We start from the raw sequence: 24,571 nt of genomic DNA, 5'->3' as shown, positions 1-24,571 counted from the left end.
CTAGGACTGGAACTTGGAGGAAACAGATGGAATATATCCCTGCAAAGACAATCGTAACGAAAACGAAGGCTCCTGCAAAATGGTTTGGGATTGATTACAATATGAATATTTACAAGGGCTGCTGTCACGGCTGTATTTATTGCGACAGCCGTTCGGAGTGCTATGGAGTAGATGATTTTGACAAGGTGCGCGTTAAGGAGAATGCGCTGCGGATCATCAGGGATGATTTGCGCAGAAAAACAAGAAGCGGGGTGGTAGGAACCGGAGCCATGAGCGACCCATATAATCCCTTTGAACGGGAACTTGAACTTTCAAGGCATGCGTTGGAATTGTGTGATGCGTTTGGGTTTGGCGCGGCGATTGCGACAAAAAGTTCGCTGCTTTCCCGGGATATTGATATTCTGCAGAGTATCGCAGAACATTCTCCGGTGCTTTTGAAGATTACAATCACAACAGCAAAGGATGATTTGGCAGAGAAGATAGAACCGAACGTTTCACGCCCGACGGAGCGCTTTGAAATGATAGAAAAGCTTGCCAGAGCAGGGCTTTATACAGGCATTTTGCTCATGCCGGTTCTGCCTTTTATTGAGGACAACCGGGAAAATATCGGTGAGATTATCCGGAAGGCAGAGGATACAGGGGTTAAATTTATCTATCCTGCATTTGGCATGACTTTGCGGGGCAATTAGAGGGCATGGTATTTTCAGAAACTTAACGAACAGTTTCCAGGAGAGGGTCTGGTGGCAGCCTACCGAAAAAGGTATGGGGAATACTATGAATGCACCAGCCCACAGGCGAGAAAACTGTGGGAATATTTCTCGGAAGAATGTCAGAAAAGACAGATTGTATACCGCATGGAGGATATTATAAGCCAGTATAAAAGACCATATAAGGTTACGCAGATAACGCTTCCGTTTTAGGTAATATCCAAAACCTCCTAAGCAGACTTGGTCTTATGCCGGAGGATATGTCGGTACACTTGCCGTACAGCCGGATGGTGCGATGAACATGATCCACATGCTCTAAAGCTTGATTCTAATGACCATTCAGAAAGTCCTCCAAGCCATTTTCGATGACCCGGAAGAAATATATTCGGATCTAATTCAGATAGTATATTTCAAGCGAGTTAAGGCAAGGGTTCCTTTATGGGCTTCTAGCATTTTGGTAAAATCAACTCTGGTAGCTGATACACGTTCATTCCGGGGTGTGTAAAATAATCTGTGTAAATCATCACAGATTATTCGACACATCCATTTTTGTATAATGGATAATGAATTCGACAATACTGTGATTAGTTGGAAAAAATTGGTAGAAAAATTTTAGGAGGAAACAACTATGTCACAGAAAATTGACTATCAGGCAGAAATAGCAAAATGCAACACGATGGAAGATATTACAGGTCCGAATGGGTTGATACAGAAAGTAATAAAGGATGCCGTGGAGCAGATACTCCGTAAGGAAGTAAATGAGTATATTGCGGATGCAAAGGAGAATGGAAACAGGGTATCTAAAAATGGAAGCAGCTCTAAAACAATCAAAACAGCTTATGGAAAGATTGGAATTGACGTGCCGCGGACACGGGAACCAGGGTTTGAGCCGGAGATCATAAAGAACCGTACAGTCGTTGAAGAAGGGCTGGAATCCCAAATCATTTCTATGTATGCAAAAGGGATGTCTGTACGGGATATCTCGGAACATGTACAATCCCTTTATGGGATAGAACTCTCGGCCGGTTCCATTTCCAATATCACGGATAAAGTAATGGAAGAAGCAAAAGAATGGTACTGCAGGACACTGGATTCTTTTTATCCTGTCGTATTTCTGGACGCAGTACATTTTAAGGTACGTGAAGATGGGCGGATCATAACAAAAGCAGCTTATGTGGCATTGGGAATCAATGGAGACGGTTATAAAGATATCCTTGGGATATGGATTGGGGAAAATGAGGGTGCCAAATTCTGGTTAAAAGTATGCAATGAATTGAAAAACAGAGGCGTTTCTGATATTTTGATTGCATGTGTGGATGGTTTAAAAGGTTTCCCGGATGCGATCCATACGGTATTTCCGGAAACAAGGATCCAATTATGTATCATCCACCAGATCCGCAATACGCTAAAATATATTGCTTATAAAGACCAGAAAGCATTTATGAGAGATTTAAAGCGCGTATATGGGGCGGAGAGTGAAGAAATCGCGATGCGGAATCTGGAGAGTATGATGGATAGCTGGAAAAAGTATGCCGTCGTCCTGGATAACTGGCTTGATAAGTGGGAGCACCTCTCCACCTATTTCTGCTATGGCCATCAGATCCGCAAATTAATCTATACCACCAACACCGTAGAAGGTTTTAACCGGCAGCTGCGCAAAGTTACAAAGAGCAAAGCACTCTTTCCAAATGACGAGGCATTAAGAAAAACAATTTATTTGTCTACCAGGGACATTATTAAGAAATGGTCCATGCCGTACCGTGACTGGGGAGAGACCTATGGACAGTTTGTGATTGAATTCGGCGACAGGGCCAGGATTGCCTAAAGCGTAGAAACAGAAACGTATCCGGCTGTAAATGACAGCAGTGCTGCCCTTTATCCCTTGACTGCCTCAATGCCGCCTGTATGGTTCTTATGCATAGGCATTTCATGCATAAGAACCATACAGGCGGCAATAACTAAAGTGAGGGATAAGGCAATCAGAGAGGTGTATAGAATGCGGATCAGTAAGGAACGAAAACGATTTCTGAAACAAGAATTAAAGGAATATGAAAAAATAACGCCTATGACCGAAGAAGAACGCAGGGAGCTCCATAAATGGATAGAAGCAGGATATAGTGTACATGAGAATACATGCTGCGCTGTTGGCGATGGGAACAGTCCGATTGACTTTCTTGACATATACAGAGAGGAAGAAGCATTGCGTAAAGCGACAGCCGGCATGGGGAATGAAGAAGCAAGAAAATACGTATTGGATTACTATGGATGGACGGAGGAAGAAAACGAGCAAAAAGAATACACTGTTGAAGCACTAAAAGAGAGGGTACGGGAACTGGAAAGGGAACTATTCCACCTGGAGGAATTCATAGGACAGAAAGGCTTTTGGGAAGAATCACAGAAATATATTGATGAATATGGAGGAGAACCTATTCCCTTTGAAATCAAATGATAGGAAAAGAAGGGAATACCATAAAGCCCCCACCTATTGGGGGTAATAGTTTATAAGCAGAATAGAGAATGAACCTGAAAACCAGCAGTAAAGTAAAGGAAATAATACAATGACACATCAATCTTCCAGGGCGTATGCCTGTGTAGCCTACCGGATCATGGAATACGAAGGACAGGAAATGTCTGAAGAATATTTAAGCATACTGATGGAGATGCTGTATGATTTTTATACGGAAAATGAAATCAAAAAAGTCTATCTGGATAACGTCCGGCTGGATGCCTATGAAACATTGCTAAGGGATGGGAAATAAAAGAAAAATAAAATAAAATGAATAGTATCACCAGAAAATGGCAATACTATTCATATAAAGAAATCGAAAATAGCGTCGAAAAATAACGGTAATTGTAAAAAAATCGGCACTGGGAATTGATTTTAGAAATGTCGAAAAAACAAGATTTTACATACCAATTTACGACAATACACAGTTTATTTTACAGTCTCTCATTCCGAATTTTTACACAATAACTGTGACAACATATTTTGAAACTGCGCATTTTCCTTATTAGTACTAAAGAAAAAGGCTTTATCAATCCCTTCAACATCTATAACCGCTTGTTTCAAACAGTTTTTTCCTTCCTCAGTATTGGAAATGGAATTTGCCCTTGTATCTGTCTTATGCGGTAAACGATAGATCAGCCCTTTTTTCTCAAGCAGTCTAACGGTAGAAGATACAGTCATAACATCAATCATAGAAAAATCAGAAATCTTTTTTTGTGTAATACATACTTCCTGTTCAGAAAGTTCTTCTATTACAGCTAAAATTACAAACTGTGTATGTGTTAGATTGTATGGCTGTAATATCTGCTTAATTTTCCTTTGCCAAAGCATAGATGACTGCCAAAAGAGTAGTCCTATACTTTCTTTGTGGTTTTTACATTCTGCAAACTTCATAATAACATATTATGCGGAAAAGAGCTTGCGTAGACAACCAGGTATTCCTGCCGCGATGCCTTCCCCCATACCTTTCATTTGGTTTTCTTCTCCGCCCTCAATGGTAACGGTATGTGTAATCGTAACTCCATTTGTGTCCTCTTTCAAGAGATGTCCAAATGTGACTGTAATAGGGCCAAGTTCGGATTTTGTTGTGAAACTTTTCTTATCCGAGCACTCGGTCAGCACGATAGGCAAGTTCGGTCCGTGAGTCATTTCCATAACACCGTAAGTACCGGCACAAAAGGGGCCGGAGAGTTGGACAGATTTAACGCTTTCGTCCCACAAATTCCACTGGGTTACATCGGAATAGAGTTCCCAGACCTTTTCAATGTCAGCTTTGCCTGTAACAGATTTTTCATAGGTAAACATATTTTCTCCTCCTTGTTATAAGTATACTTATAATAAGTGATATTATAATAAAAGTCAAGTGCCATTTTTTAGCTGTTGATTCCAGTATTGTTTTTTCAGCGTATCTATTTTGGAGAGTTTTTCGTTTTTCACCGCCTGGAATCAATCATAGCGGACAAGGCTGCCGCGGTAAGTAAAATGGTATGCATTGTTAATTGACAATTTGTCAGTTGTGTGCTATTCTAATGCATAAGGAGGTACCATATTATGCGTGATGTGAAAGAGCCAGAGGTTCGCAGGGCTGAAATCATGGATGCAGCAATCAGGTTGTTTACCGCAAAGGGATATTTGAATACAACAACACAGGACATCATTGATGAGGTAAAAATATCCCGTGGGCTTCTCTATTATCACTTTAAGAACAAGGAGGATATTTTATACTGCATCATCAATAGATATTCCGAACCGTTGCTGCGGCAGTTGGAGCATCTCACATATGACGAAAGTAAGAGTGCGCTTGAAAAAATTCGGTCTTTTGTTACAATGACTACTATCTCAGATAAAGATATTACGGTCGAAAATTCAGTCCTTCAGGAAGCAGTAAACCTGGAGGAAAACCGCTACATGCTGGATCGGTTTTACCACAGATTATGTAGCTGTGTGATAGAATATTTTGCATATATTCTTGAGCAGGGAAATAAGGAGAATATATTTCATGTGGATTCTCCGAAGGAAACAGCCTCATTTTTAATGACAGGATATATTTTCGTATCCAATGACGTTAAGCTTGCCGGCCGGGACAAAGGGCAATTAGAGAGCTATTTAGAGACATATAAAAAATTGTTGGAAAGAGCATTAAATCCCCAAATACCGCTTTTTTCATAAATCAGAATGAGAGTTTGCAGAATGACAATCTCATTCTATTTTTTTACATAACAACTGACAAAATGTCAGTTTACATCCGATGGATTATGCTATCGGTTATTTTTGAAATACTAACTGACGAAATGTCAGTGAAGGAGGACATATCAATGTTGAAAATTGAACACCTTATAAAGACTTATCCAAACGGAAAAAAGGCTGTTGATGATCTATCCCTATCGATACAGGAGGGGGATATCTATGGATTTATCGGTGCAAATGGAGCTGGGAAAACCTCTACGATAAAAGCTGTGGTCGGTATCCATGAATTTGACCAGGGGGAAATCTACATCAATGGTAAATCCATTCGCACAGATCCGCTGCAGTGTAAAAAAGTACTGGCTTATATTCCAGATAACCCGGATTTATATGAACATTTGACGGGATATCAGTACATTAACTTTATTGCGGATATTTATGATGTGGAACTATCTGAACGAAAGCAGCAGATTGAGAAGTATAGTGAACTTTTTGAGATGAGTTCCAGCCTGGGAAATGTAATTGCATCTTATTCCCATGGGATGAAACAACGGACGGCCATTATTGCTGCCTTGGTTCATAAGCCCAAGCTACTGATTTTAGATGAACCTTTTGTCGGACTCGATCCCAAAGGGGCATGGCATCTGAAACAGACCATGCAAGAGCTTGTACAGAATGGAGGAGCAATTTTCTTTTCTACGCATGTTTTAGATGTTGCAGAAAAACTTTGCAATAAAATTGCCATCATTAAACGAGGAGAGCTGATAACATCTGGGAATATAGAAACAGTCAGGGGGAACCATTCTCTGGAATCTGTTTTTATGGAGGTGCAGGGTCATGAATAAAACAACGCTTCTGTTAAAAACACAGATATATAATTATTTCTCATTAAACGAGCTATTTCATTCCGAAAAGAAAAGGAGCAATTTTGCCTTTATCACAGCAGTTGGGATATTTACATTATTGGCCTTGTTGAGTGGCTATAATATAATGACAGCGCTTGCGCTTGCAAAGATGGGGCAGGCGCAGCTAATTCCGGCTTACATGGTGTCCGTTTCCAACTTTATTATCCTTGTATTTACTGTGCTGCGTTCAAACGGCATACTTTTTGGCTGCAGGGATTATGAGATGCTTTCTTCCCTGCCGGTTCAGGCAAAGGAAATTATCAGCAGTAAATTTGGGTTTCTTTATCTGCTGAATTTCTTGTTAGGGATTCTCTTCATGCTCCCGGCAGGGATTATATGGCAGATTTACGCGTCGGCGCATTTGCTATTCTTTTTCATGTACTTGGCATCTGCCGTTTTTGTGCCTTTTGTACCGATGTGCATTGCCTCTTTGCTTGGAGTCCTGGTTACGGTTGTATCTTCTAAATTCCGAAGGAAAAACATAGTTTCTCTTGTTTTTTCATTTGCAGTTTTAGGAGGTTTGCTGGGGATTGGGATCTACAGTATGCAGACGGGTGCTTCTGGCGGCAGTTTAGGAGTCATCCTCATGGAACAAGTCAGCAGGCTGTATCCCTTATCGGCATGGTTTCGATATACGAATTACTTTTCATTGGCTGGGAATGTTGGGTTCTGGAGCTTATCGGCTTTGGTTTTCTGTATATTTGTAAAAATTGTAGAGTGCCGTTATGCGAGGCTGAATTCTTATGTTTTGCAATACCATGCAGCCTCCCCAGGAAGGAAAGCCAACCTCAAGAAACATTCTGTATTTACGGCTGTGTATCTAAAAGAGATGGGACGTTATTTTAGTTCCTACCTTTGGGTGTTGAATACAGGTCTGGGAGTTGTCCTTCTTTGTGTGACCAGTTTGGCTCTTTGCGTGGTATCTCCTGAAATACTGGGGACGTATGCAGGGATTGAAGATGTGGATTTATTTTTAGGGCAGTATGCCCCTTTAATAATCGCAGCGATGCTTTCAATCAGTTGTCCGGCAGCTTCTGCAATCTCTTTGGAGGGCAGGAATTTATGGGTATTACAAAGCATACCACTATCAAACAAGACATTTATAAAAAGCAAAATTGCCCTTACCCTGACGGTTCATGCTATTGGCTATATGTTGTCTGTCGCTGTGTTTTTGATACGGTTCCAGTTTAATGCCATTTGGTCATTCACACTTTTGGCTGTACCGGCATGTTATTCGGTATTTACTGCGGTACAAGGAACTTATATAAACTGCTGTTTTCCCAGATTTGATTGGGATAATGAGATGGTAGTGGTAAAGCAAAGCATATCTGTTATTTTATCTGGCGTAATTGGAATGATATGTATTACTGTACCAGTATTACTTCATTGGTTTTTAGGGCTTCCGAATGTGGGAGTGTTGTGGGGGATGGCGGCTATTCTTATAGTTCTGTCGGTTATTCTCTATTTTAAAGCATGTGGTAAAAAAATTATTTAATGTACGAGGAGGATGTTGCTATGAAAAAAAGTATCTTGAAGGATGTGATCGTGTTTTTGGTTATGCTGGCAGTAGTGGCGATTGTATGCTGCTTTTGTCCAGACAGTATTCCAATCCATTTCAATGCGCAGGGAGAAGCAGATTTGTTTGTGAATAAATGGTTTCTTCTTCTGGGAACGGTGATACCTTACTCAGCTTATTTTCAGTGTTTGCGCCATGGCGGAAAGGGGGATAAATGAGCGGAAAATATCCATACCAAAAGCTTGCCAAGAAATTGAAATACCGTATATTGATAAATGATAATTATTCTTACATTGAAAGAGAGCGTACTAAGGAAATTGCTGCGTTTCATAATCAGTTATATACAAATCTTTCTTCCTTAGGTTTTTCAAAGCAGGAAATTTTGGCAATGATCCAAAAGTATATTGAAGGGTGAGGGGAATTATTTTCCGCATAAATAAGAGTAGGTGGCAGAGACAGATTTTGCCGTCTAAAATTTTCAAAAAGGTATTGCTTGTGACGTCACGTAATGACTTATAATATTTAATTATAGGGTTCGCGAAACGGTTCTTATAATATGTATCAGGAGGCAAAAAGACCATGATAAAACACAAAGCGATACCGCAAGGCTATATGACAGTTGGAGAAGTGGCAAAGAAAATGGGCGTTACCGTCCGTACTCTGCAATATTATGATAAAGAGGGGCTGTTCTCTCCATCAGCAGAAAGTAAAGGCGGGCGAAGACTTTATACGGATAAGGATTTGATTACGCTCCATCAGATTATATCTCTGAAATTTTTAGGGTTTTCTTTAGACGATATAAAAAAACGCCTGACTTCTTTAGATACGCCGGATGATATTGCAAATGCCCTTACGGAACAGGCAGATGATATACGAAAAGAAATAGAACGTTTAACAGCTTCTTTAACCGCGATAGAACAGTTTAAGAAAGAAGTGCTTCAAATGCAGGAGGTAAACTTCAAAAAATATGCGGATATTATTGTCAATCTGCAGATGAAAAACGAATTTTATTATCTTATTAAGCGGTTTGATGATGACACACTTGACCATATACGCAATCGATTTGACAAAGAAAGCGGCTTGGATTTTATGGATAGATTTAACCGTTTGAGTGATGAGATCCTACGGCTGCAGAAAGATAACGTACCTCCAGAAAGCGAAAAATGTCAGCAAATTACAGAAGCTTATTGGAATTTGATTCTGGAGTTCACAGGCGGGGATGTGAGCATGATCCCGAAACTGGTGGAAATCGGAAATATAGATCATGCAGCAAATGAATGGGAAGAAAAGCAAAAGATAGTAAACGATTATTTAGAGCCGGCTTTGCAAGTTTATTTTTCAAGACTTGGGGATAATCCGTTGGGGGAGGTGGAGAAATGAAGAATGCGATACAAGTCTATGGATTAGAGAAAAGCTATGGCAGCCATATTGTTCTTCGAGGACTTGATCTTCAGATTGAGACAGGGGAGATTTTTGCCTTGCTTGGCGTAAATGGTGCAGGAAAAACAACGACTCTCGAATGTATCGAAGGTTTGAGAAAATATGACAACGGTATGGTTACTGTAAACGGGAAAATGGGTATCCAGTTACAATCCTCGTCGCTGCCGTCCTACATCAAGCCGATGGAAGCCGTAAAACTATTTGCGAAATGGAATAAGGCAAAGATTGATTTCTCTATGCTTGATACTCTCGGCATAAAAGAAATTGAAAGGAAGCAATATATTCAGCTGTCAACAGGGCAAAAAAGGCGGCTGCATCTCGCGCTTGCTCTTTCCGGCAATCCAGATATTATTTTTCTTGACGAGCCGACTGCAGGGCTTGATGTGGAAGGCAGGCTGTCACTGCATGATCAGATCCGAAAACTCAAGTCACAAGGAAAAACCATTGTTTTGGCAAGCCATGATATGGCAGAGGTAGAAGCCTTAAGCGACCGTATTGCGATTCTGAATGATGGAAATATTGTGTTTTGCGGTACAGCTTTGGAACTGACCGAGAAAGTCGGAAAAAAATATATTGTCCATATCAAAACACAGCAGGGAAATAATACGTTTGAAACGGACAATATAGAAGATACCTTGCTTTCGCAGCTCGGAGAGTTAAAGCACAAGGGAATCGGAGTATTAGATATTAAAGTTGACAGAGGCACGCTGGAACAGCATTTTATTGAAATTGCAAGGAGGGCAGAAGAATGAGTGGTTTTTTATATGGCGTGGCGTTACAGTGGAAATTGGATATAAGAAGCAAATCTTTGTTAGTTACCTGCTATATCGTTCCGCTTATTTTCTTTCTTCTCATGGGAGGTATCTTTACCTCTGTTATGCCTGAAATGAGAAGCACATTGATACAATCCATGATTGTGATGGGCGTATCAATGGGGGCGTTTATCGGATTGCCGCCGTCGCTGGTTGAAACTTATGGAAGTAATATCAAAAAGGTTTATCAAGCAAATGGGGTGCCTTTATACCTAGGCCTTATCACAATGTTTCTTTCAGCCTTTGTCCATTTGATGATTACCTGTATCATTATACTGCTGCTTGCCCCGATACTGTTTGAAGCAGCTTTACCGGTACATTTTCCGGAGTTTTTTCTTGCTCTTGCCATATATATTATTGTATCGCTGAGTATTGGAAGCATATTAGGGCTGATTGTAAAAAATCAGGCGAAACTGACGATGATAGCGCAGCTTGTATTTTTACCCTCTATCATGCTTTCCGGGATTATGTTCCCCACTCATATGCTGCCGGATTTTCTTAAAACCATAGGACACCTTTTCCCTGCTTCCTGGGGATACCGACTGATGTTGGATCATGGATTTCAACTTGAAAATATATGGTATTTGATCCTTGTATTTTGTGTGGCAGTAATCGTTTGCGGCGTACTTTTAAAGAAACAAAAGTCTAAATAGTTAAAGAATAGGCAATCGGACATCTTATTCGCCAAATAGAACAGGCGGCAGGAAAAACCTCCTTATCTCGCCGCCTGTAATAGCTAATTTGTTATGCCCCGTAATAATGCTGAATGGCATGAGCAACATATGCAGAACAGCCTGCACCAAACTGGCTATCAGTTGCTTCTGCAAGTTTTGTGCTCTGTAAATATTCTTTGGCCAAATCAAGCAAGATATTTCTTGCATTATCAAGTGCAAACATCTTCTTATAATTTTCTGCAAGCATTTCAACAGCAGAATGTGCCATATCCATATCGTTAGACTCTTTTGCAGCCATAAATTGTTTATAGATTTTGGCATTTTCTTCTTGTTCCTGTTTTATTTCTTCGATATTCCCGGTTGACTGCATAATGGCTTCTATTGCTTTTTCTTTGCTGCCATACCATTTCAGCAAGTCCGCAACAGCCTGTTCGTTTGTAAAACCTGATGATAAATGCTCTTTGTATTTTTCTATGCTCCCCCAATTTTTCACTTGTTCATCAATATGCTCTTTCGACATAGATTCCAAAGTATGGTTTACGATTTTCTGTACATCTTCGTTAGTAAATGCTTCAAAACTCATAGTATTAACTCCTTTCATCACATCTGTTATTAATTCAATGATTCCATTCAACCGATTACGTTTCTGTTCCAGTAAATTTTTTTGAGTTAGTAAAGCCTGTTCCTTGTCATAATTAGGGTTTTCCATGATTTTTTTTATATCAATCAATGGAATATCTAATTCTCTAAAGAACATAATTTCCTGCAACTTTTCTAATGCTTTGTTGTCATAGAGCCGATAACCGGCCTCCGTTAATTCCGTTGGATTTAGCAGACCGATTTCATCATAATATCTTAACGTCCTTATACTTACTCCGGTTATTTTTGACACATCTTTTACGGTTTTCATTATTTCCTCCTTTCGGTTTAATCGTAAACCGTTACGTCACGAGAGAGTCAATACGTAAATTAAAAATTTTATTTTTTTTTTCTTCTGACAATTATAAACAAATATCAAAAGTTTTCGTACTGGAAGCAGCATAAAAATGCCAAGTAACAAAAGAAATAGTAATAGCATTATCTGCCGCACATTTTAGAATGTATGCAAAAACTGTCCCTCAGTTTGCAAAAATGGAACAGTTCCTTGTGAAAAGAGTATATAGCTGATAAAATTAAATAATGCATTTGCTGCCGTTCCATGTACGGAAAAATAAGGAAACCTCGGTATGAGGAGATTTTCCGGCATGGCGGCGCAGTTTGCAGGCGGAGGGCTTGTAATCATTTTCCTTGTGATTTTGACAATCGGATTAATCCTGATCGGAATGCCGGACAAAGGCGGATTATTTTTTCGGGATCTGCTTATCTATTTCGGCCTCCAGCTGCTGTTTGGATCCGCTATCAGCAATATAGTCATTGCTGTCTGCGAGTGGAGCCGAAATATGGCAGCCGGGATTGGGATTACGATGGCAGTGCTCATATTTTCCCCGTTGCTGGTACAGGGAATGGATTTACTGCTATCTGCGCTGCGGTTAAAAATATCAATCAGCAGATATTGGATACTGAATCTTATGGCAGATTGCCCCACAGAAGCATTTCCATTGAGATTTTTGGTTCGTGGAATTTTGATGTCGGTTATCTGGACACTGTTGCCTCTGGCAATAGGTGCTGCACATTTTCGGAAAACCGATATCGGATAAAGACAGTATGAGTATGGAGGCAGACGTATGATGAATATAAAAAACTGTGGGGAGGGAAACTCTGGTCGGTTATTATGCAGCGACAGTCTGCTAACATGGAAACGAAGAAGTCTTTCTTCCATGCATAAAGATACGAAATGGGCAAAGCAGATTATTGCCATGCAGGAGGAAGACGGAAAGTGGGGATCCTTCCATACGCTTTCAGTTTCTTCCGGGAGGCCGATCACAACAGAACAGGCACTCAGGCGGCTGGAACGTTTAGGCTATACAATAGAAGACGTATGCATCCAAAAAGCAGTTTCCTATATGAATAGCTGTCTTGTGGGACGAGCAGATATTCCAGATCGCCGGGAAAAGCTTTTGGACTGGGACATTTTCGTTTCCCTTATGCTTGCAACATGGATCAGAAGGTTTTCCGATGAATTTCCGGCGGCAAATAAAGTTGCCGATCAATGGGCAGCAGTGATTACCTCAGCTTTCCAGGGGAATGCGTATCACCATAAAGAGTACATTTCCGCCTACCATGATATTTTCGGAGTGAAGCCGAGGGGTGGAAGATTTGTAGATTTTACGTGCTTTTATCCAATATCTCTGTTGGGAAATCGTCTGGACAGAAGAATCGAAGAGGCATTGATGGACTATGTTTTGAATAAAGAAGACGGGATTTACTACATATATAGTGAGAAAATCTCATCTTTCCCCCGGGTTTTTGAAAGCAGGCAGGCTAGCCGTTATCTTGCGGCTATTGAACTTTTGGCAAAATACAGACATGCGGCATATAAGCTACATTTTGTTGTGGACTGGTTAAACGGGCTGAAAAAAGAAAATGGTAAGTGGGATATGGGGAAATCAGTGAACGATAAGGTATATTTTCCGCTTTCCGATGACTGGAGAAAACAAGGGACGCATGAAGCAGACTGTACAGAACGCATTTCAAACTTGATTTCTATGTTATCGAGCATACAATAATAATTTGGGGGAATCGATTTTGCGTACTAATTCTGAAAAAACTGTAGAAATACCGATAGGGTTAAACATGGACAAAAACAAATCTTGGACAAATACAGATCTGAAAAATTGGAGTTACAAGCTGTTCTATGTTATTGCTTTCTCAAAACATAAAAATAGAACGATGTATTTTGATTTTGGGCATAAACATTGAGCCTGACGATTTGGCAGACTTGAGAAAAAGTATTAACAGGCTGGATGTTTATTGTGCTGCTAGTTCCGGATAGATTTTCCGTTTGGTTTCAATCAGGGCTCCCATAACCCGCCTCCCTTTATCGCTGACCAGATATCTTCTGGAGTGTGGGATTTTCCGGATCAATCCATGGCCCCTGAGTTTTGAAAACTCCCGGCTCATTTTCCCACGACTTTTTGCAGATTCAGCCCCTTTTTTATAGAGACTTTGTCGGATATCGCGGTTGGTAAATCCACGGATCAGATAGCGGCCATCACAAATCGTTTCGAAAAGATGGAAGGTTTCAGGGGACCATACATTATATCCACTGTAAGTTTTTCCCTTTACTTTCTTTTTCTGGCAGACATGATTGATTTCCTCTTCCACGCTTTTTTGAGGAATCACATGGCACATGGATTCTAAAAACCGTTTGTTTGCGGTTTTTGAAATCTCTGCGTACCGATAGAGGTTAGCAATGGATTTCCCCATGGGAACCCACTGCCTGGAAGCCGTTCCGTCCTTATGATGGACCTCCTTATAAACCTTAAATTCCTTTGGGTCATTGATCGTCATTTCTATCCGCAGGCAGTTAAATTTATCATACATCTTGATACTGTTGGACTTCAGCTTGAATTTAATCCTCCAGCCTACTGGGCGTTTTCGGTAATCGGAGACTGCTTCTCCCAGAAACTTTGCATTTAGTTTACGTCCCAGAAAGGAAAATACATCTGTGCATTTGAAGTCATAGAATGCGTGCCCAACCAGGGAGGGATAAAGATCCTCCAGAGCTTCACGGCTCTCAAACATCACATCGGTTGCGAACTCGCATTGGTCAACAGACCAGTGGTAACCCTGATGGAAGATGGTTTCCAGCATATCAAGATAAGGGTTTACTTTATGCGCAAAGAAATCGAGCTGGCGGCAGAGTTTTTTTGAGTCAAATTGATCTGCCAGTTCCTGTGCTTTTGGAATGTCACTGATTTCTGAAAAAGAATTATCATACATACGGTAGGTGATCCCGTTTTTATCAAACACATGCTTCATCATCTCCCTGCCGTTGATGTACACCTGGATCAGAAATGGGAACCATGTTTGGAGTTTTACATGCATGAATCCAAACTCTTTATCGAGGTAATAGAAGTAATAGTATTTACATTTGCGGGTAACGCTGCGCAGTTCCAGGAGCCCGGAGGAGTTCTTTACTGGTTGGAGCGTCTGGCATCCTTCCACAACAGATAAGATACAGATCAGTCCTTGCTCAACAGGATTTTCGAGAAGGATTTTTCGAGCGTTTTCCTCTTTTGATATTTGTGAGGAAGAGAGGTAGACCAAAGGCCGGCCTTCTTTGGCGGCCATTTTCTCAACATAAGAGACAAGGTCATTGGTCATTTGGTTTGCATAGGCAGAAAAGTCTTTGAGAAGGAGGTTCATCTGTGACAAAAAATACATTCTACCCGATACGGAAAAGAAGGGGAAAAGGTAACCTTTTATAATCATGCGGTCAAAAAACGCAAAAGTACCATTGATTTTTTTCTGGAATTGTTCTAATATAGTGTTCATAGGATCATCCTTTCGTATGAATGCTTGCAGGGGAATTTAGTTCCCGATGGATTTGGTACAAGATACCGTATATGTGCATTATAGCACGTGCATCTACGAATAGGATGATTCTTTTTGCTTTTTGGTTTGATTGCAGCCGTAGGCTGCGGTATGGTATAATAGGCTTTCAATCGGGTTGGATTTATATTAATTAAAGTCCTAATTTGAAAAAAATGGAAACTACAGTTTGGAAGGAGTATTTATATGAAGCACATATGTATGCTTATATCGGTGGCTGACATTAACGCCGCGAGAAAATTCTATGAGGATTTGTTCGGATTGGAGGTATTTCAAGATTACGGAAGAAACATTGCTTTTACCTGCGGTCTGGCATTACAGCAGGATTTTGAATGGCTCGTGAATGTGCCAAAAGAAAAGGTATTAAAAAAATCCAATAATGCAGAAATCGTCTTTGAGGAAGAGGATTTTGATGGGTTCCTGAACAAGCTGAAAGAATATCCGTATATTGAATATCTGGGAGAAGTGATCGAGCATAGCTGGGGCCAGCGGGTGATCCGGTTTTACGATTTGGACGGTCATATCATAGAGGTTGGCGAAGATATGAAAATGGTGATAAAACGTTTCCTTGCTGCTGGCATGACCATGGAAGAAGTCTCTGTGAAAATGGATGCTTCCGTTCAGGATTTAACAAAACTTTTAAGCAGCTAATATATAGTGAGTTAATAAATTTGCAGAGGAACAAAATGGTAATTGAAACAGAAAGACTTATTTTAAGAGAATACACTCTTGATGATTTTAATGCACTATTTGAAATAGTTTCTGCTCCAGAAACTATGCAACGATTCTCATTTATCGGGAAGTAACATAAAGAGAAATCGGAGTTTACTGATTTGACAAATTCTTATTTTCTTAACGATAATAAATTAAAAAAAACGGGCTAAGGAAGAATGTATCATGGCTAATAAAATCATGCGTAAGGTATTTCTTGCGTGTGCAATCATTATTTCGATTGTTTACGTTTCGATGTATTATGATAATGGTGAGTACACAAAAGGAAACATTGATAAATATGTATGTAAGATTTGCGAAATCTATAATGTCCCGGGACTTTCTCTAGCTATAATAGATGGAGATAATGAGTATTATATAAATTATGGTGAATCCATTGATGAGAACAGCAGATTTGAACTGGGGTCTACTACAAAAGCATTTACGGCTCTGGGAGTTTTAAAACTTGAGCAGGAAGGAAAGTTAAAGATAACGGACAGTGTTTCCGATTATCTTCCATGGTTCAAACCCACATACAAAAAGACTGCCTATGACGTTTCGATAGAAGATCTCTTATGCCATACAAGTGGAGTGCCGAGCTGGACGATTTCAACCATTCCGGAAGGAGAAGATACTGACGAAAGTTTATTGATAAGAACGATACAAAATATTCAGGAGATTAAACTGGATTCTGAGCCTGGAACTTATCATGAGTATGCTACCATAAATTACGATATTCTTGCGCTGATCATTGAAGAGGTGAGCGGCGAAAAGTACGAAGACTTTATTTCGTCCGAAATACTTACCCCATTAGATATGCAGGATTCCTTCTTTAGGACAAATGACGAGGATGCAGATAAGATGGTTAGGGGCCATAAGACGGGATTTTTTTCTCCGTTTGTATATGATTCCCCGACTTATTATGGAAATACTGCTGCGGGATATTTGGTCTCAAACACATCAGATTTGATGAAATGGATGAAGAATTGGTCGATTGAGTCACAGGATGAGTTGGGATTAGTAAAGGATGTGCTTAACTATGATGTTTCCGAAAAAGGGAATTACTACGCAGGTTGGAATATATATGAAGGTTATATTTGTCATGGTGGAAACAATCCTAATTTTTCTTCACAGGTAATCATTAGCAGGGAAAAGAGGCAGGGTGTTTTTGTATTATCAAATCTTGCCGGTTCATCTGCAACGAATATCGGAGACGGAATCTATAGACTACTCTTAGGAGATACTATAAGAATCGGACTTCAGACGGACACAAATGGATTAGTTGACTTCTTGAGTATAGTGATGGCTTTGCTGTTGATTTATTTTACGATGTTATTATGGGATAGAAAGTCTCCGAGAGCCTGTATAGTGCGTGTTACTGTCGGTACGGCTTCTATTGTTGCAATGCTTATCGTTCCCTTTATTTTTCATTATCCTTATAAAGTTATATATGTGTGGTTCCCTGTTACAGTTTGTATGACTTTGACAATTACTTTGACGATAGCGCTAATAAATATATTTGCAGGGTGCTTTTGGTGGTTTAGAGATAAAATGGGCTCATGAAATTGAAACATCAAAATGAACTATCTAGATTACGTTATGGGGTGATTCACTGACAGTTTCAGGCCAGAGAGTAATGCAACAGAAAATAAATAAGAATTTGCGGAGGTGATATTATGCTTGAAAATAAACCATCTCAATCAATTATGACTGAATTACTTGGACAATCCTTGTATCATATATGGCAAGCATTATGTTCGGCTATTGATGAAAAATACGATATGGAACAGTTATGGAATACTGGCGGTAAGAAATGGACTTACGAGTATAATACGCAAAAAGAAATTGCGTTGGTTTCATGATTATTTTTGGGAAAGATGAAAGAGTAAAATTTGAAGCTATAAGGGATACTCTTTCTAATGCTGTTTGTAGGAAATATGATGAAGCCCAAACCTATCATGATGGAAAATGGGTAATGTTTGAACCGACTGATACAACTGAATTTGATGACTATATGAAATTGCTGGCTATTAAAAGAAAAACGAACCGAAAATAACAAATCCAGTTTTATGAAGTTCGCTTAAACGATATTGATGGAAACGAGATAGTGATAGCTGACTTTGTATAATTTACAACCATGATTTAGAGAGGAAAATAATTTAATGGATAATTTATGTAAAGAAGCGGAGCAGATAATGATTGAACGTTTTGGAAGAGATACTATTATAGCATTGGCAACAACGGAAAATGATATGCCCTATGTACGATATGTAAATGCCTATTATGAAAATGGCGCCTTTTATATCATTACACACGCGCTCTCAAATACGATTCGGGATAGAAGCTTATAATGTGGAGCAGACGGAAAAGGCTAAAATACTGGACATTCTTCTGTCCGGTTTTCATGATGGCCGAAAAAAGACGCTCTTTTGTGCAGCCGTCAACCTTTTGGAACTGCAAGAGTTGCAAACACTACTCAGTGAAATTGAGCGTCAATCTGATATGGAAACACTGACGCTCAAAGAAAAAAGTGCTTTTGTTGCTGGACTATTGCAGGATACAGCGTCAACGAAAAATATCGACTTAAAGCTCCGTAAGAAAAAGAGATAATTGCTTTTTCTTTGCAATCGGACAATAAATTAAAAAATCTATAAGAATGATGTATAAAACGGAAGCAAATAAGCGTATAGAAGCGGAATCAGCGCTCTGTCTGTTCTGTCATAATGACCCATCGAAAGCCGAATTTATCTATAAAACTGACACTGCAGGAACTGTATGTGGTGCTGTGTACCGGATACATGATCTCGCTTCCGTCCTGCATAATCTCAAAGACCCGCATAACATCCTCTTTTGTTTCCAGTGTGATAGTCAGTGAAAGGGCAGTGCTTGGTTTAAAAGGGATATCCAGATTATCCGCCATCATGATCCGTTGATTTCCGATAAGGAGTTCCGCATGATAGATATATTCTTTCTGTTCTTCTGACAGTTCTCTATGAAAATCTTCCCATTTTGCATCGCTGTACCGAAGCAGGCAGTTGATTTCTGCGTCGAATGCTTTTTGGTAAAGATATACTGCTTCTTCACATTTCCCATCAAAATTGAAATTCGGTGTAATAATTGCCATATTCGTATTCCTCCAATATGATTTTGGAGCGGTCTCGGAAACTCTTTAAGCCCGAATTTCCGCTCTTTTTTCATGTTCTTCTTTTTTGCTTTCCTCCATATCCCGGAAAACATTTTTGTTAAATTTTCAAAAAAGTATTGACATATAAGTCAAAATGTGCGGCGCGTTTGGTGACCATATACGCCAGTCACCAAACGCGCCCCTTGTAGTTAAGAAGCGTCTGTGCCACACGCACAGCATTAAACTAAACTACTAGGAGGTGCACTTTATGATCAAGTACTGGCAGTCCATGCAAGATTACAAGTACTTTCTCAACGAATCCAAAGTCCATTTCGATTCCTCTGAAAGAGTCCGGCTCCATACGGAGCTTTGGAAACCATGGCAGAAACTCCGCCTTTTCGATACCGATAAGGCCATGGAGTTCCTTCTGCCCTTTTACTCCAACACTGGCAGGCCCGCTAAGAACCAGCCGCAAATCTTAAGGTCTTTTATCCTTTTCTTTCTTCTATTTTCAGAAGGTTTGGCCAAGCTATCCCTTACCCTTTGGGTCGACAGGCTCAAACATGACCGCCTCCTTGCCGCTCTCATCGGCTGCACTACGGATTCCCTGCCGCCCCTCGGTTCTTATTTTGACTTCATGGACAGGCTCTGGACTGCACCGACAACGGACTTATATACGCGGGACAAACTGCTTCCGGCTTCCTGGAACACCAAAAAGCCGGATAAGCCCAAAGGTAAAAAACAGAAAGCACAGGAGGCAAAGCCCAAAATCACAGAATCTATCGAAAAACGGCTCATGAGCGGGATGGATATCCCTTTTAACTTTGAAGGGCGGCTGCAGCACTTCTTCTATCACGTGGCTGTCCTGCCTTCCATGGAATCCGGTCTCATACCAAGGGAACACCTTACGGTTTCCGGAGACGGCACCGCCGTGCATACCCATGCCTGCCCACGCGGGCACCACAGGGTTGGCGCACCGGAAAACCTGCGGCATTTCCCCGACCCCGATGCTTCCTGGGGCTGGGACAGCGACCTGGAAAAATATTACTTCGGCTACACTTTGTTCCAATTATCCTGCTATAACAGTGAACTCAGGACAGATCTCCCCCTGCTTCTGCGTTTTACCAGTGCAAAGCGTCATGATTCGGTCAATTTCCTTGTCGCTTTCCATGAACTAGAAAAACATATGCCGGCTGTTTCCACCTCGAATATGTGCCTGGATTCTGCAATGGACAATTACCCCACCTACCGGATCCTTAAAAACAGGGGAATACGGGCCTTCATCGACCTGAACGACAAATGCGGCCGGCCAAAAACAATTCCTGATACCATCACCATTGACAAAGATGGAACGCCCTTATGTCAGGAAAAACTGCGCATGAAGCCTAACGGTTATGACAAATCCAGCGGTTACCTCATGTGGCGCTGCCCCTATGGGAAAGATCACTGTTCCAAATGTAAAAACTCCTGCACCGATTCCAAATATGGGAGAGTCGTCAAGACCCGGCCCGAATGGGATATCCGGCTTTACACCGACGTCCCCCGCGGCACAGATGCTTATAAGAAGATTTATAATCAACGCACCGCCACGGAACGTATCAACAACCGCATCCTCAATGATTACGGACTGCACCGTATGTTCATACACACAAAGGAGCATTATTCTTTCATGACGACCATGATTGGAATCTGCATCCATCTGGATGCCCGCTATAAACAGCAGGTGCAGGCAGCGGCATAAACCAAGTTTCCTGCTTCTGGATTCTTTCAGGCCTGTTTTCCGACAGGTTTTAAAGTCATGCACATTTTTATTCTTTATGCTCTCTGGACTGCTCAAGCCCCATAATCATCCATCCCTTATCCCTCTCATTTCTGAAAATCAACCCTTTCCTGCTTATTCTCTATTGAGTTTCCGAGAGTGCTCTTTTGCTGCAGATTCTATTTACAGTTATTTTATCAAAGAGAAATTAGAAATGCCATGCAAAAACCGCCCCTCATTCTGCAAAAACGGGGCGGCTTGTTATGCTTTGTTCTATGATAAGATTTTTTGCCAATAGGATTCTAATATTTTATTATCGGAATTGAAGATTTCGTGTTTACTCCCTTTTACCCGGATAAGCTTTGCGTCTATATTTTTCCTCCTGCATAATTTCTTCACAAATCGTTCCTGTTCCCTTTTGGAAACATATGTTTCGTATTCTGCCTGGAAAATCTGGGTAGGACAGGAAATCTGGCGCCACGCTTTCTTTTGGAGAGCATGGTTTAACCGATATGTCTGCCAAAACCATCCATAGGAGGCGGCGTTCATCTGGAATAAGGGCTCTTTGCAGCGTTTATCCTGATAATATAGGAATCGACATTCGGAAGCAGACGCACTGTCGGCATATTGTTCCATTCCATCATAGGGATGGTTTCCCGGCAGATAGTGTTCTTCCTCGCCTGCTATGCAGAAAGTCTTTGCAACGAGATATGCCAGCGGCCAGGGAAGGGGGGCGCTGTTTGGGCGTATCATTGGGGAAGAGAGGATCAGCCTCGAATAGATCCGGGGCTCTTGTGCCGCTGCACAGGCCGCAATCCCGCCGCCCATAGAATGGCCATACAGGCATATGGGAAGCTCCGGGAATTCCTGTGCCGCAAGGCGGCTTACAAACAGCAGGTCATCTACATATCTTTGATAATCATCAATATGTACCAGAGAGAGATCCCCAGTATCACTGCACAGCCTGTAGCTGCGGCCGTGTCCGCAGTGTTCCGGCATGAAGACATGGTATCCCCCGTGAAGAAAATAATAGATATTTTCCAGATGCTTGTCGGCTGTTTCCGTATAGCCGTGGGACAGGATGACAATGCCCTGAGGCTGGTCTGCAAGGCAGCGCAGATAGAAGATCTTTTTTCCTTGTTCCCGCTCACAGTATCTTTCCGTTTTCCTCTCTGCAAGATAAGGCAGAACGGACGACTCCATTATTTCCGCATATCCTTCTGCTGGTATGCAGTAAGAGAATTCCGCCTAAAAAGCAGAAGCAGGCCGCCGAAAACGCTGCAATGCGGTAACCCGTTCCTGATTGACCAGACCGGCACCTGCATACAGAAAAATGCGACGACAGTCATAACCGTGAACGTCGCGCGTATTGCGCCTACACGACTCAATACCGGGATGAAAGCTCCCCAGATTACCGGCGTCAGATAGGCAACTGCGGTTCCGGCAATATTTTGGCTGTACCGGCATGTTATTCGGTATTTACCGCGGTACAAGGAACTTATATAAACTGCTGTTTCCCCAGATTTGATTGGGATAATGTATGCTGCTTTCTTCCAGACAGTATTCCAATCCATTTCAATGCGCAGGGAGAAGCAGATTTGTTCGTGAATAAATGGTTTCTTCTTCTGGGAACGGTGATACCTTACTCAGTTTATTTTCAGTTTTTGCGCCATGGCGGAAAGGGCAATAAATGAGTGGAAGATATCCATACCAAAAGCTTGCCAGAAAGTTGAAATTCCGTATATTACGAGGTTATTATAAGCCAGGAGCATTTCTGCCGGCCATCCGTACTCTGGCAGAACAAGAGGGATGTAATCCGGCTACGGTTCGGCGGTCACTTGAAACATTGAAGCAGGAAGGTTTGGTAGTTTGTAAAGGTACGTTAGGTTTTTGGATAAATGATAATTGTTCTTACATTGAAAGAGAGCGTATTAAGGAAATTTCTGTGTTTCATAATCAGTTATATACAAATCTTTCTTCCTTAGGTTTTTCAAAGCAGGAAATTTTGGTAATGCTCCAAGTATATGAATGGATGAAAAGGTTTGCAAAAATTGCCTCTCATTCTGCAAAAATGGAAAGGCCTGTTGTTTTGGGCAAATGTAAGTGATAGAATGAAAAACTGAGGTGGCAATCATGCAGATAGAATTATTTTCAGATAAATATAAAGTTCATACACTTACCAACAAGAACATAGATGAAATATATAATCTGCAAAGCCAGAATGTTCTGTTCTATGAATATTGCCCGCCTTTTGTTACGCGGCAGGCCATTCAGGAGGATATGAGGATATTGCCACCTGGCAAAGTGATTGAGGATAAATATTATATCGGGTTCTATCAGGATGGGAAGCTGATTGCGATCATGGATCTGATTGATGGTTATCCGGAAAAGAGAATCGCATATATCGGATTTTTCATGACAGATACTTCGGTGCAGAATCAGGGAATAGGAACGGAGATTATTGATTATCTGTGCAGACATCTTTGCTCCCTGGGATATGAGTCGGTTCGGCTGGTCTGGATAAAGGGAAACCCGCAGTCGGAACATTTCTGGCTGAAAAATGGTTTTACGCCATTGATGGAAACAACGAACAATGCTGCATATGAAGTCATCCTGGCCGAAAGGAGATTAATACGTGAGTAAGGCAATAAACGAGAAATTAGTGGTTTGGATTGAAGAAAAAGTAAAACGTGAATATGCAGAGGATATCAGTCTGGTATTGCTGTATGGGTCATTCATAAATGGAACTGCAAATCCTAAATCAGATATAGACTGTTATTTTAGTCCCAGGACGGAGCGGGGGTATGAGCTGGCAAAGACTTTTATCCTTGCGGGCGTAGGGTATGATATCTTCCTGATGGACTGGGAACGTGCCGGGAACATTGCGGAGCTGGAAGAATGTCTGATTCCGCTTGTCGGAGATGTGAAGATCATTTATTCTTCTTCAGCAGAAGAACTAAAGCGGTTTCAGCGGCTGCAGGCCAAAATGAAACACAATCTGGCAGACAGGCAGGTCTCGCAGGCCGCTGCACGAAAAAGAGCCGAAGCTGCTTATAAGCTGTATCAGGATATATGTAAGCCGAATCCGCTTGCGGAGATCCGGAAACTGGCCGGACATATCATTATGCAGTTAGCTGATGCCGTAGCAATTTACAACCATGACTACTTTCACCGCGGCCTGAAAATGCAGTTCAGGATTTACTGAAGCTGCAGAAAGAAAAGGACATACCGCTCCGGATCTGTGAGGAATACTTACATACTATTCAGGCAAAAACGGCAGAGGAATCTATCCGGCACAGCTATGGGATGCTTTGTACGGTGGGAGAGTATATTGGAGTAGGCTTTTCGGAGGAACTGGCAAGGGATGACGGGGAATCAGGAGAAACAGCCGAAAATAAACCTGGCAGTTAAGGCTGCAGAGGATGATTTGCTCGGAACTGGGCGAACCATTTTGGCTGAAGCTGGCAGATGGCCTTGCCGGATATGGAAACCGAGGCTGACTGCAAGTGCCGCAACATGTATTCATTTATAAGCCGGTTAGAAACGATGGCAGATGAGAAAACTGTAAGGAGAATTCTTTACAGAGTGCGGCATGGATTAAGGCGTTCCTTGACAGTGAGCTTGAGGGCAGAGTGGTACGATCTGTGCTGAACGGAGATTTGACCTGCGAGTATGAAATTATGATTCCAGAGGAAATTATGAAGACAGAGAATGAATAAGATCTGCTAAGAGATATGGG

The 24,571-nt window shown here is 41.2% G+C and carries 28 protein-coding genes and 4 pseudogenes; 25 read left to right on the top strand and 7 right to left on the bottom strand.

Annotation, left to right across the window (positions count from 1 at the left end; all coding sequences use genetic code 11):
- The first annotated feature begins 26 nt into the window (after nt 1–26).
- The 4 genes and pseudogenes from VSQ62_RS31020 to VSQ62_RS31005 all read left to right on the top strand — a co-directional run bounded on the left by VSQ62_RS31020 (nt 27) and on the right by VSQ62_RS31005 (nt 3,466).
- Nucleotides 27–920: pseudogene (locus VSQ62_RS31020) on the top strand (SPL family radical SAM protein).
- A 415-nt stretch (nt 921–1,335) separates the two neighbouring features.
- On the top strand, nt 1,336–2,532 hold the full coding sequence (locus tag VSQ62_RS31015; protein ID WP_334634635.1) for an IS256 family transposase: 1,197 nt from the start codon (nt 1,336–1,338) through the stop codon (nt 2,530–2,532).
- A 171-nt stretch (nt 2,533–2,703) separates the two neighbouring features.
- Complete coding sequence (locus tag VSQ62_RS31010; protein WP_334634634.1) at nt 2,704–3,156, top strand: PLC family EF-hand domain-containing protein; 453 nt, start codon at nt 2,704–2,706, stop codon at nt 3,154–3,156.
- 109 nt (nt 3,157–3,265) lie between these two features.
- Nucleotides 3,266–3,466, top strand: a complete 201-nt coding sequence (locus tag VSQ62_RS31005; protein ID WP_334634633.1) for a hypothetical protein — start codon at nt 3,266–3,268, stop codon at nt 3,464–3,466.
- A gap of 191 nt (nt 3,467–3,657) precedes the next feature.
- Here VSQ62_RS31005 and VSQ62_RS31000 read toward each other — a convergent pair whose 3' ends face one another.
- Together VSQ62_RS31000 and VSQ62_RS30995 are read right to left on the bottom strand one after the other, a co-directional pair.
- Nucleotides 3,658–4,107 carry a MarR family winged helix-turn-helix transcriptional regulator gene (locus VSQ62_RS31000; protein ID WP_022745031.1) on the bottom strand — a complete coding sequence of 150 codons (450 nt, stop codon included), beginning with the start codon at nt 4,105–4,107 and terminating at the stop codon, nt 3,658–3,660.
- A 9-nt stretch (nt 4,108–4,116) separates the two neighbouring features.
- Nucleotides 4,117–4,518 (bottom strand): SRPBCC family protein, encoded by a 402-nt coding sequence (locus VSQ62_RS30995; RefSeq protein WP_016220632.1) that lies wholly within the window; start codon nt 4,516–4,518, stop codon nt 4,117–4,119.
- 246 nt (nt 4,519–4,764) lie between these two features.
- Here VSQ62_RS30995 and VSQ62_RS30990 point away from each other — a divergent pair, with 246 nt between their 5' ends.
- The 8 genes from VSQ62_RS30990 (at nt 4,765) to VSQ62_RS30955 (ending at nt 10,723) form a co-directional block, all read left to right on the top strand.
- Nucleotides 4,765–5,382, top strand: coding sequence for a TetR/AcrR family transcriptional regulator (locus VSQ62_RS30990; RefSeq protein ID WP_016220631.1), 618 nt, complete (start codon nt 4,765–4,767; stop codon nt 5,380–5,382).
- Between the two features lie 146 nt (nt 5,383–5,528).
- Entirely contained in the window at nt 5,529–6,242 is a 714-nt protein-coding gene (locus VSQ62_RS30985; protein WP_016220630.1) for an ABC transporter ATP-binding protein, read from the top strand.
- Entirely contained in the window at nt 6,235–7,797 is a 1,563-nt protein-coding gene (locus tag VSQ62_RS30980) for an ABC transporter permease (RefSeq protein WP_334638649.1), read from the top strand. The genes VSQ62_RS30985 and VSQ62_RS30980 overlap by 8 nt, the downstream gene beginning before the upstream one ends.
- Nucleotides 7,798–7,817: 20 nt before the next feature.
- Nucleotides 7,818–8,036: a DUF1648 domain-containing protein gene (locus VSQ62_RS30975; RefSeq protein WP_334638648.1), complete on the top strand. Its 219-nt coding sequence runs from the start codon at nt 7,818–7,820 to the stop codon at nt 8,034–8,036.
- Complete coding sequence (locus VSQ62_RS30970; RefSeq protein ID WP_334638647.1) at nt 8,033–8,233, top strand: hypothetical protein; 201 nt, start codon at nt 8,033–8,035, stop codon at nt 8,231–8,233. Before VSQ62_RS30975 ends, VSQ62_RS30970 begins: the two co-directional genes overlap by 4 nt.
- A 164-nt stretch (nt 8,234–8,397) precedes the next feature.
- Entirely contained in the window at nt 8,398–9,198 is an 801-nt protein-coding gene (locus VSQ62_RS30965) for a MerR family transcriptional regulator (protein ID WP_334638646.1), read from the top strand.
- Entirely contained in the window at nt 9,195–10,010 is an 816-nt protein-coding gene (locus VSQ62_RS30960; protein WP_334638645.1) for an ABC transporter ATP-binding protein, read from the top strand. The genes VSQ62_RS30965 and VSQ62_RS30960 overlap by 4 nt, the downstream gene beginning before the upstream one ends.
- A complete protein-coding gene (locus VSQ62_RS30955; protein ID WP_016220626.1) occupies nt 10,007–10,723 on the top strand; it encodes an ABC transporter permease in 717 nt (238 codons plus the stop codon). The genes VSQ62_RS30960 and VSQ62_RS30955 overlap by 4 nt, the downstream gene beginning before the upstream one ends.
- Nucleotides 10,724–10,814: 91 nt before the next feature.
- Here VSQ62_RS30955 and VSQ62_RS30950 read toward each other — a convergent pair whose 3' ends face one another.
- Nucleotides 10,815–11,654, bottom strand: a complete 840-nt coding sequence (locus VSQ62_RS30950; protein WP_016220625.1) for a MerR family transcriptional regulator — start codon at nt 11,652–11,654, stop codon at nt 10,815–10,817.
- A 316-nt stretch (nt 11,655–11,970) separates the two neighbouring features.
- Here VSQ62_RS30950 and VSQ62_RS30945 point away from each other — a divergent pair, with 316 nt between their 5' ends.
- Together VSQ62_RS30945 and VSQ62_RS30940 are read left to right on the top strand one after the other, a co-directional pair.
- Nucleotides 11,971–12,441, top strand: a complete 471-nt coding sequence (locus VSQ62_RS30945) for a hypothetical protein (RefSeq protein ID WP_334638644.1) — start codon at nt 11,971–11,973, stop codon at nt 12,439–12,441.
- Nucleotides 12,442–12,468: 27 nt separating this feature from the next.
- Nucleotides 12,469–13,410: a hypothetical protein gene (locus VSQ62_RS30940; protein WP_334638643.1), complete on the top strand. Its 942-nt coding sequence runs from the start codon at nt 12,469–12,471 to the stop codon at nt 13,408–13,410.
- A 241-nt stretch (nt 13,411–13,651) separates the two neighbouring features.
- Here VSQ62_RS30940 and VSQ62_RS30935 read toward each other — a convergent pair whose 3' ends face one another.
- On the bottom strand, nt 13,652–15,181 hold the full coding sequence (locus VSQ62_RS30935; RefSeq protein ID WP_334633472.1) for a hypothetical protein: 1,530 nt from the start codon (nt 15,179–15,181) through the stop codon (nt 13,652–13,654).
- Nucleotides 15,182–15,424: 243 nt separating this feature from the next.
- Between VSQ62_RS30935 and VSQ62_RS30930 the strand changes: the two genes are divergently transcribed.
- From VSQ62_RS30930 to VSQ62_RS30910, 6 genes and pseudogenes are all read left to right on the top strand, one after another.
- A complete protein-coding gene (locus VSQ62_RS30930) occupies nt 15,425–15,889 on the top strand; it encodes a VOC family protein (protein WP_334638642.1) in 465 nt (154 codons plus the stop codon).
- 35 nt (nt 15,890–15,924) lie between these two features.
- The gene (locus VSQ62_RS32760; RefSeq protein ID WP_502957886.1) at nt 15,925–16,044 is read left to right on the top strand and encodes a GNAT family N-acetyltransferase; all 120 of its coding nucleotides are present in this window, start codon (nt 15,925–15,927) and stop codon (nt 16,042–16,044) included.
- A 91-nt stretch (nt 16,045–16,135) separates the two neighbouring features.
- Nucleotides 16,136–17,512 (top strand): serine hydrolase domain-containing protein, encoded by a 1,377-nt coding sequence (locus VSQ62_RS30925; RefSeq protein ID WP_334638641.1) that lies wholly within the window; start codon nt 16,136–16,138, stop codon nt 17,510–17,512.
- Between the two features lie 113 nt (nt 17,513–17,625).
- A pseudogene (locus tag VSQ62_RS30920) lies at nt 17,626–18,005 on the top strand (DUF3788 domain-containing protein).
- Between the two features lie 106 nt (nt 18,006–18,111).
- A pseudogene (locus VSQ62_RS30915) lies at nt 18,112–18,285 on the top strand (pyridoxamine 5'-phosphate oxidase family protein); the annotation flags it as partial.
- 16 nt (nt 18,286–18,301) lie between these two features.
- Nucleotides 18,302–18,559, top strand: a complete 258-nt coding sequence (locus VSQ62_RS30910) for a hypothetical protein (RefSeq protein WP_334638640.1) — start codon at nt 18,302–18,304, stop codon at nt 18,557–18,559.
- An 88-nt stretch (nt 18,560–18,647) separates the two neighbouring features.
- Here the strand turns inward: VSQ62_RS30910 and VSQ62_RS30905 are convergent, their stop codons facing one another.
- Entirely contained in the window at nt 18,648–19,073 is a 426-nt protein-coding gene (locus VSQ62_RS30905; protein WP_334638639.1) for a VOC family protein, read from the bottom strand.
- Nucleotides 19,074–19,341: 268 nt separating this feature from the next.
- On the opposite strand from VSQ62_RS30905, the gene VSQ62_RS30900 reads away from it, so the two are divergent.
- Nucleotides 19,342–20,814: a transposase gene (locus tag VSQ62_RS30900; RefSeq protein ID WP_334637164.1), complete on the top strand. Its 1,473-nt coding sequence runs from the start codon at nt 19,342–19,344 to the stop codon at nt 20,812–20,814.
- A gap of 291 nt (nt 20,815–21,105) precedes the next feature.
- Here VSQ62_RS30900 and VSQ62_RS30895 read toward each other — a convergent pair whose 3' ends face one another.
- Together VSQ62_RS30895 and VSQ62_RS30890 are read right to left on the bottom strand one after the other, a co-directional pair.
- Complete coding sequence (locus tag VSQ62_RS30895; RefSeq protein WP_334638638.1) at nt 21,106–22,035, bottom strand: alpha/beta fold hydrolase; 930 nt, start codon at nt 22,033–22,035, stop codon at nt 21,106–21,108.
- A 95-nt stretch (nt 22,036–22,130) separates the two neighbouring features.
- Nucleotides 22,131–22,280: pseudogene (locus VSQ62_RS30890) on the bottom strand (MFS transporter); the annotation flags it as partial.
- A gap of 3 nt (nt 22,281–22,283) precedes the next feature.
- Here VSQ62_RS30890 and VSQ62_RS30885 point away from each other — a divergent pair.
- The 4 genes from VSQ62_RS30885 to VSQ62_RS30870 are packed head-to-tail and all read left to right on the top strand — an operon-like array spanning nt 22,284 to nt 24,037.
- Nucleotides 22,284–22,526 carry a DUF1648 domain-containing protein gene (locus VSQ62_RS30885; RefSeq protein ID WP_334638637.1) on the top strand — a complete coding sequence of 81 codons (243 nt, stop codon included), beginning with the start codon at nt 22,284–22,286 and terminating at the stop codon, nt 22,524–22,526.
- Entirely contained in the window at nt 22,523–22,939 is a 417-nt protein-coding gene (locus tag VSQ62_RS30880; RefSeq protein ID WP_334638636.1) for a GntR family transcriptional regulator, read from the top strand. The genes VSQ62_RS30885 and VSQ62_RS30880 overlap by 4 nt, the downstream gene beginning before the upstream one ends.
- 26 nt (nt 22,940–22,965) lie before the next feature.
- Nucleotides 22,966–23,475 (top strand): GNAT family N-acetyltransferase, encoded by a 510-nt coding sequence (locus VSQ62_RS30875; protein WP_160284458.1) that lies wholly within the window; start codon nt 22,966–22,968, stop codon nt 23,473–23,475.
- Complete coding sequence (locus tag VSQ62_RS30870; protein ID WP_160284459.1) at nt 23,468–24,037, top strand: nucleotidyltransferase domain-containing protein; 570 nt, start codon at nt 23,468–23,470, stop codon at nt 24,035–24,037. Before VSQ62_RS30875 ends, VSQ62_RS30870 begins: the two co-directional genes overlap by 8 nt.
- Nucleotides 24,038–24,571 lie beyond the last annotated feature (534 nt).

This window comes from Sporofaciens sp. JLR.KK001, from assembly GCF_036941055.1.
In the GTDB taxonomy this organism is placed as follows: domain Bacteria; phylum Bacillota; class Clostridia; order Lachnospirales; family Lachnospiraceae; genus Sporofaciens.
Note: the sequence above shows the minus strand (reverse complement) of the source record. Positions and strands in the feature narration are given on the sequence as shown.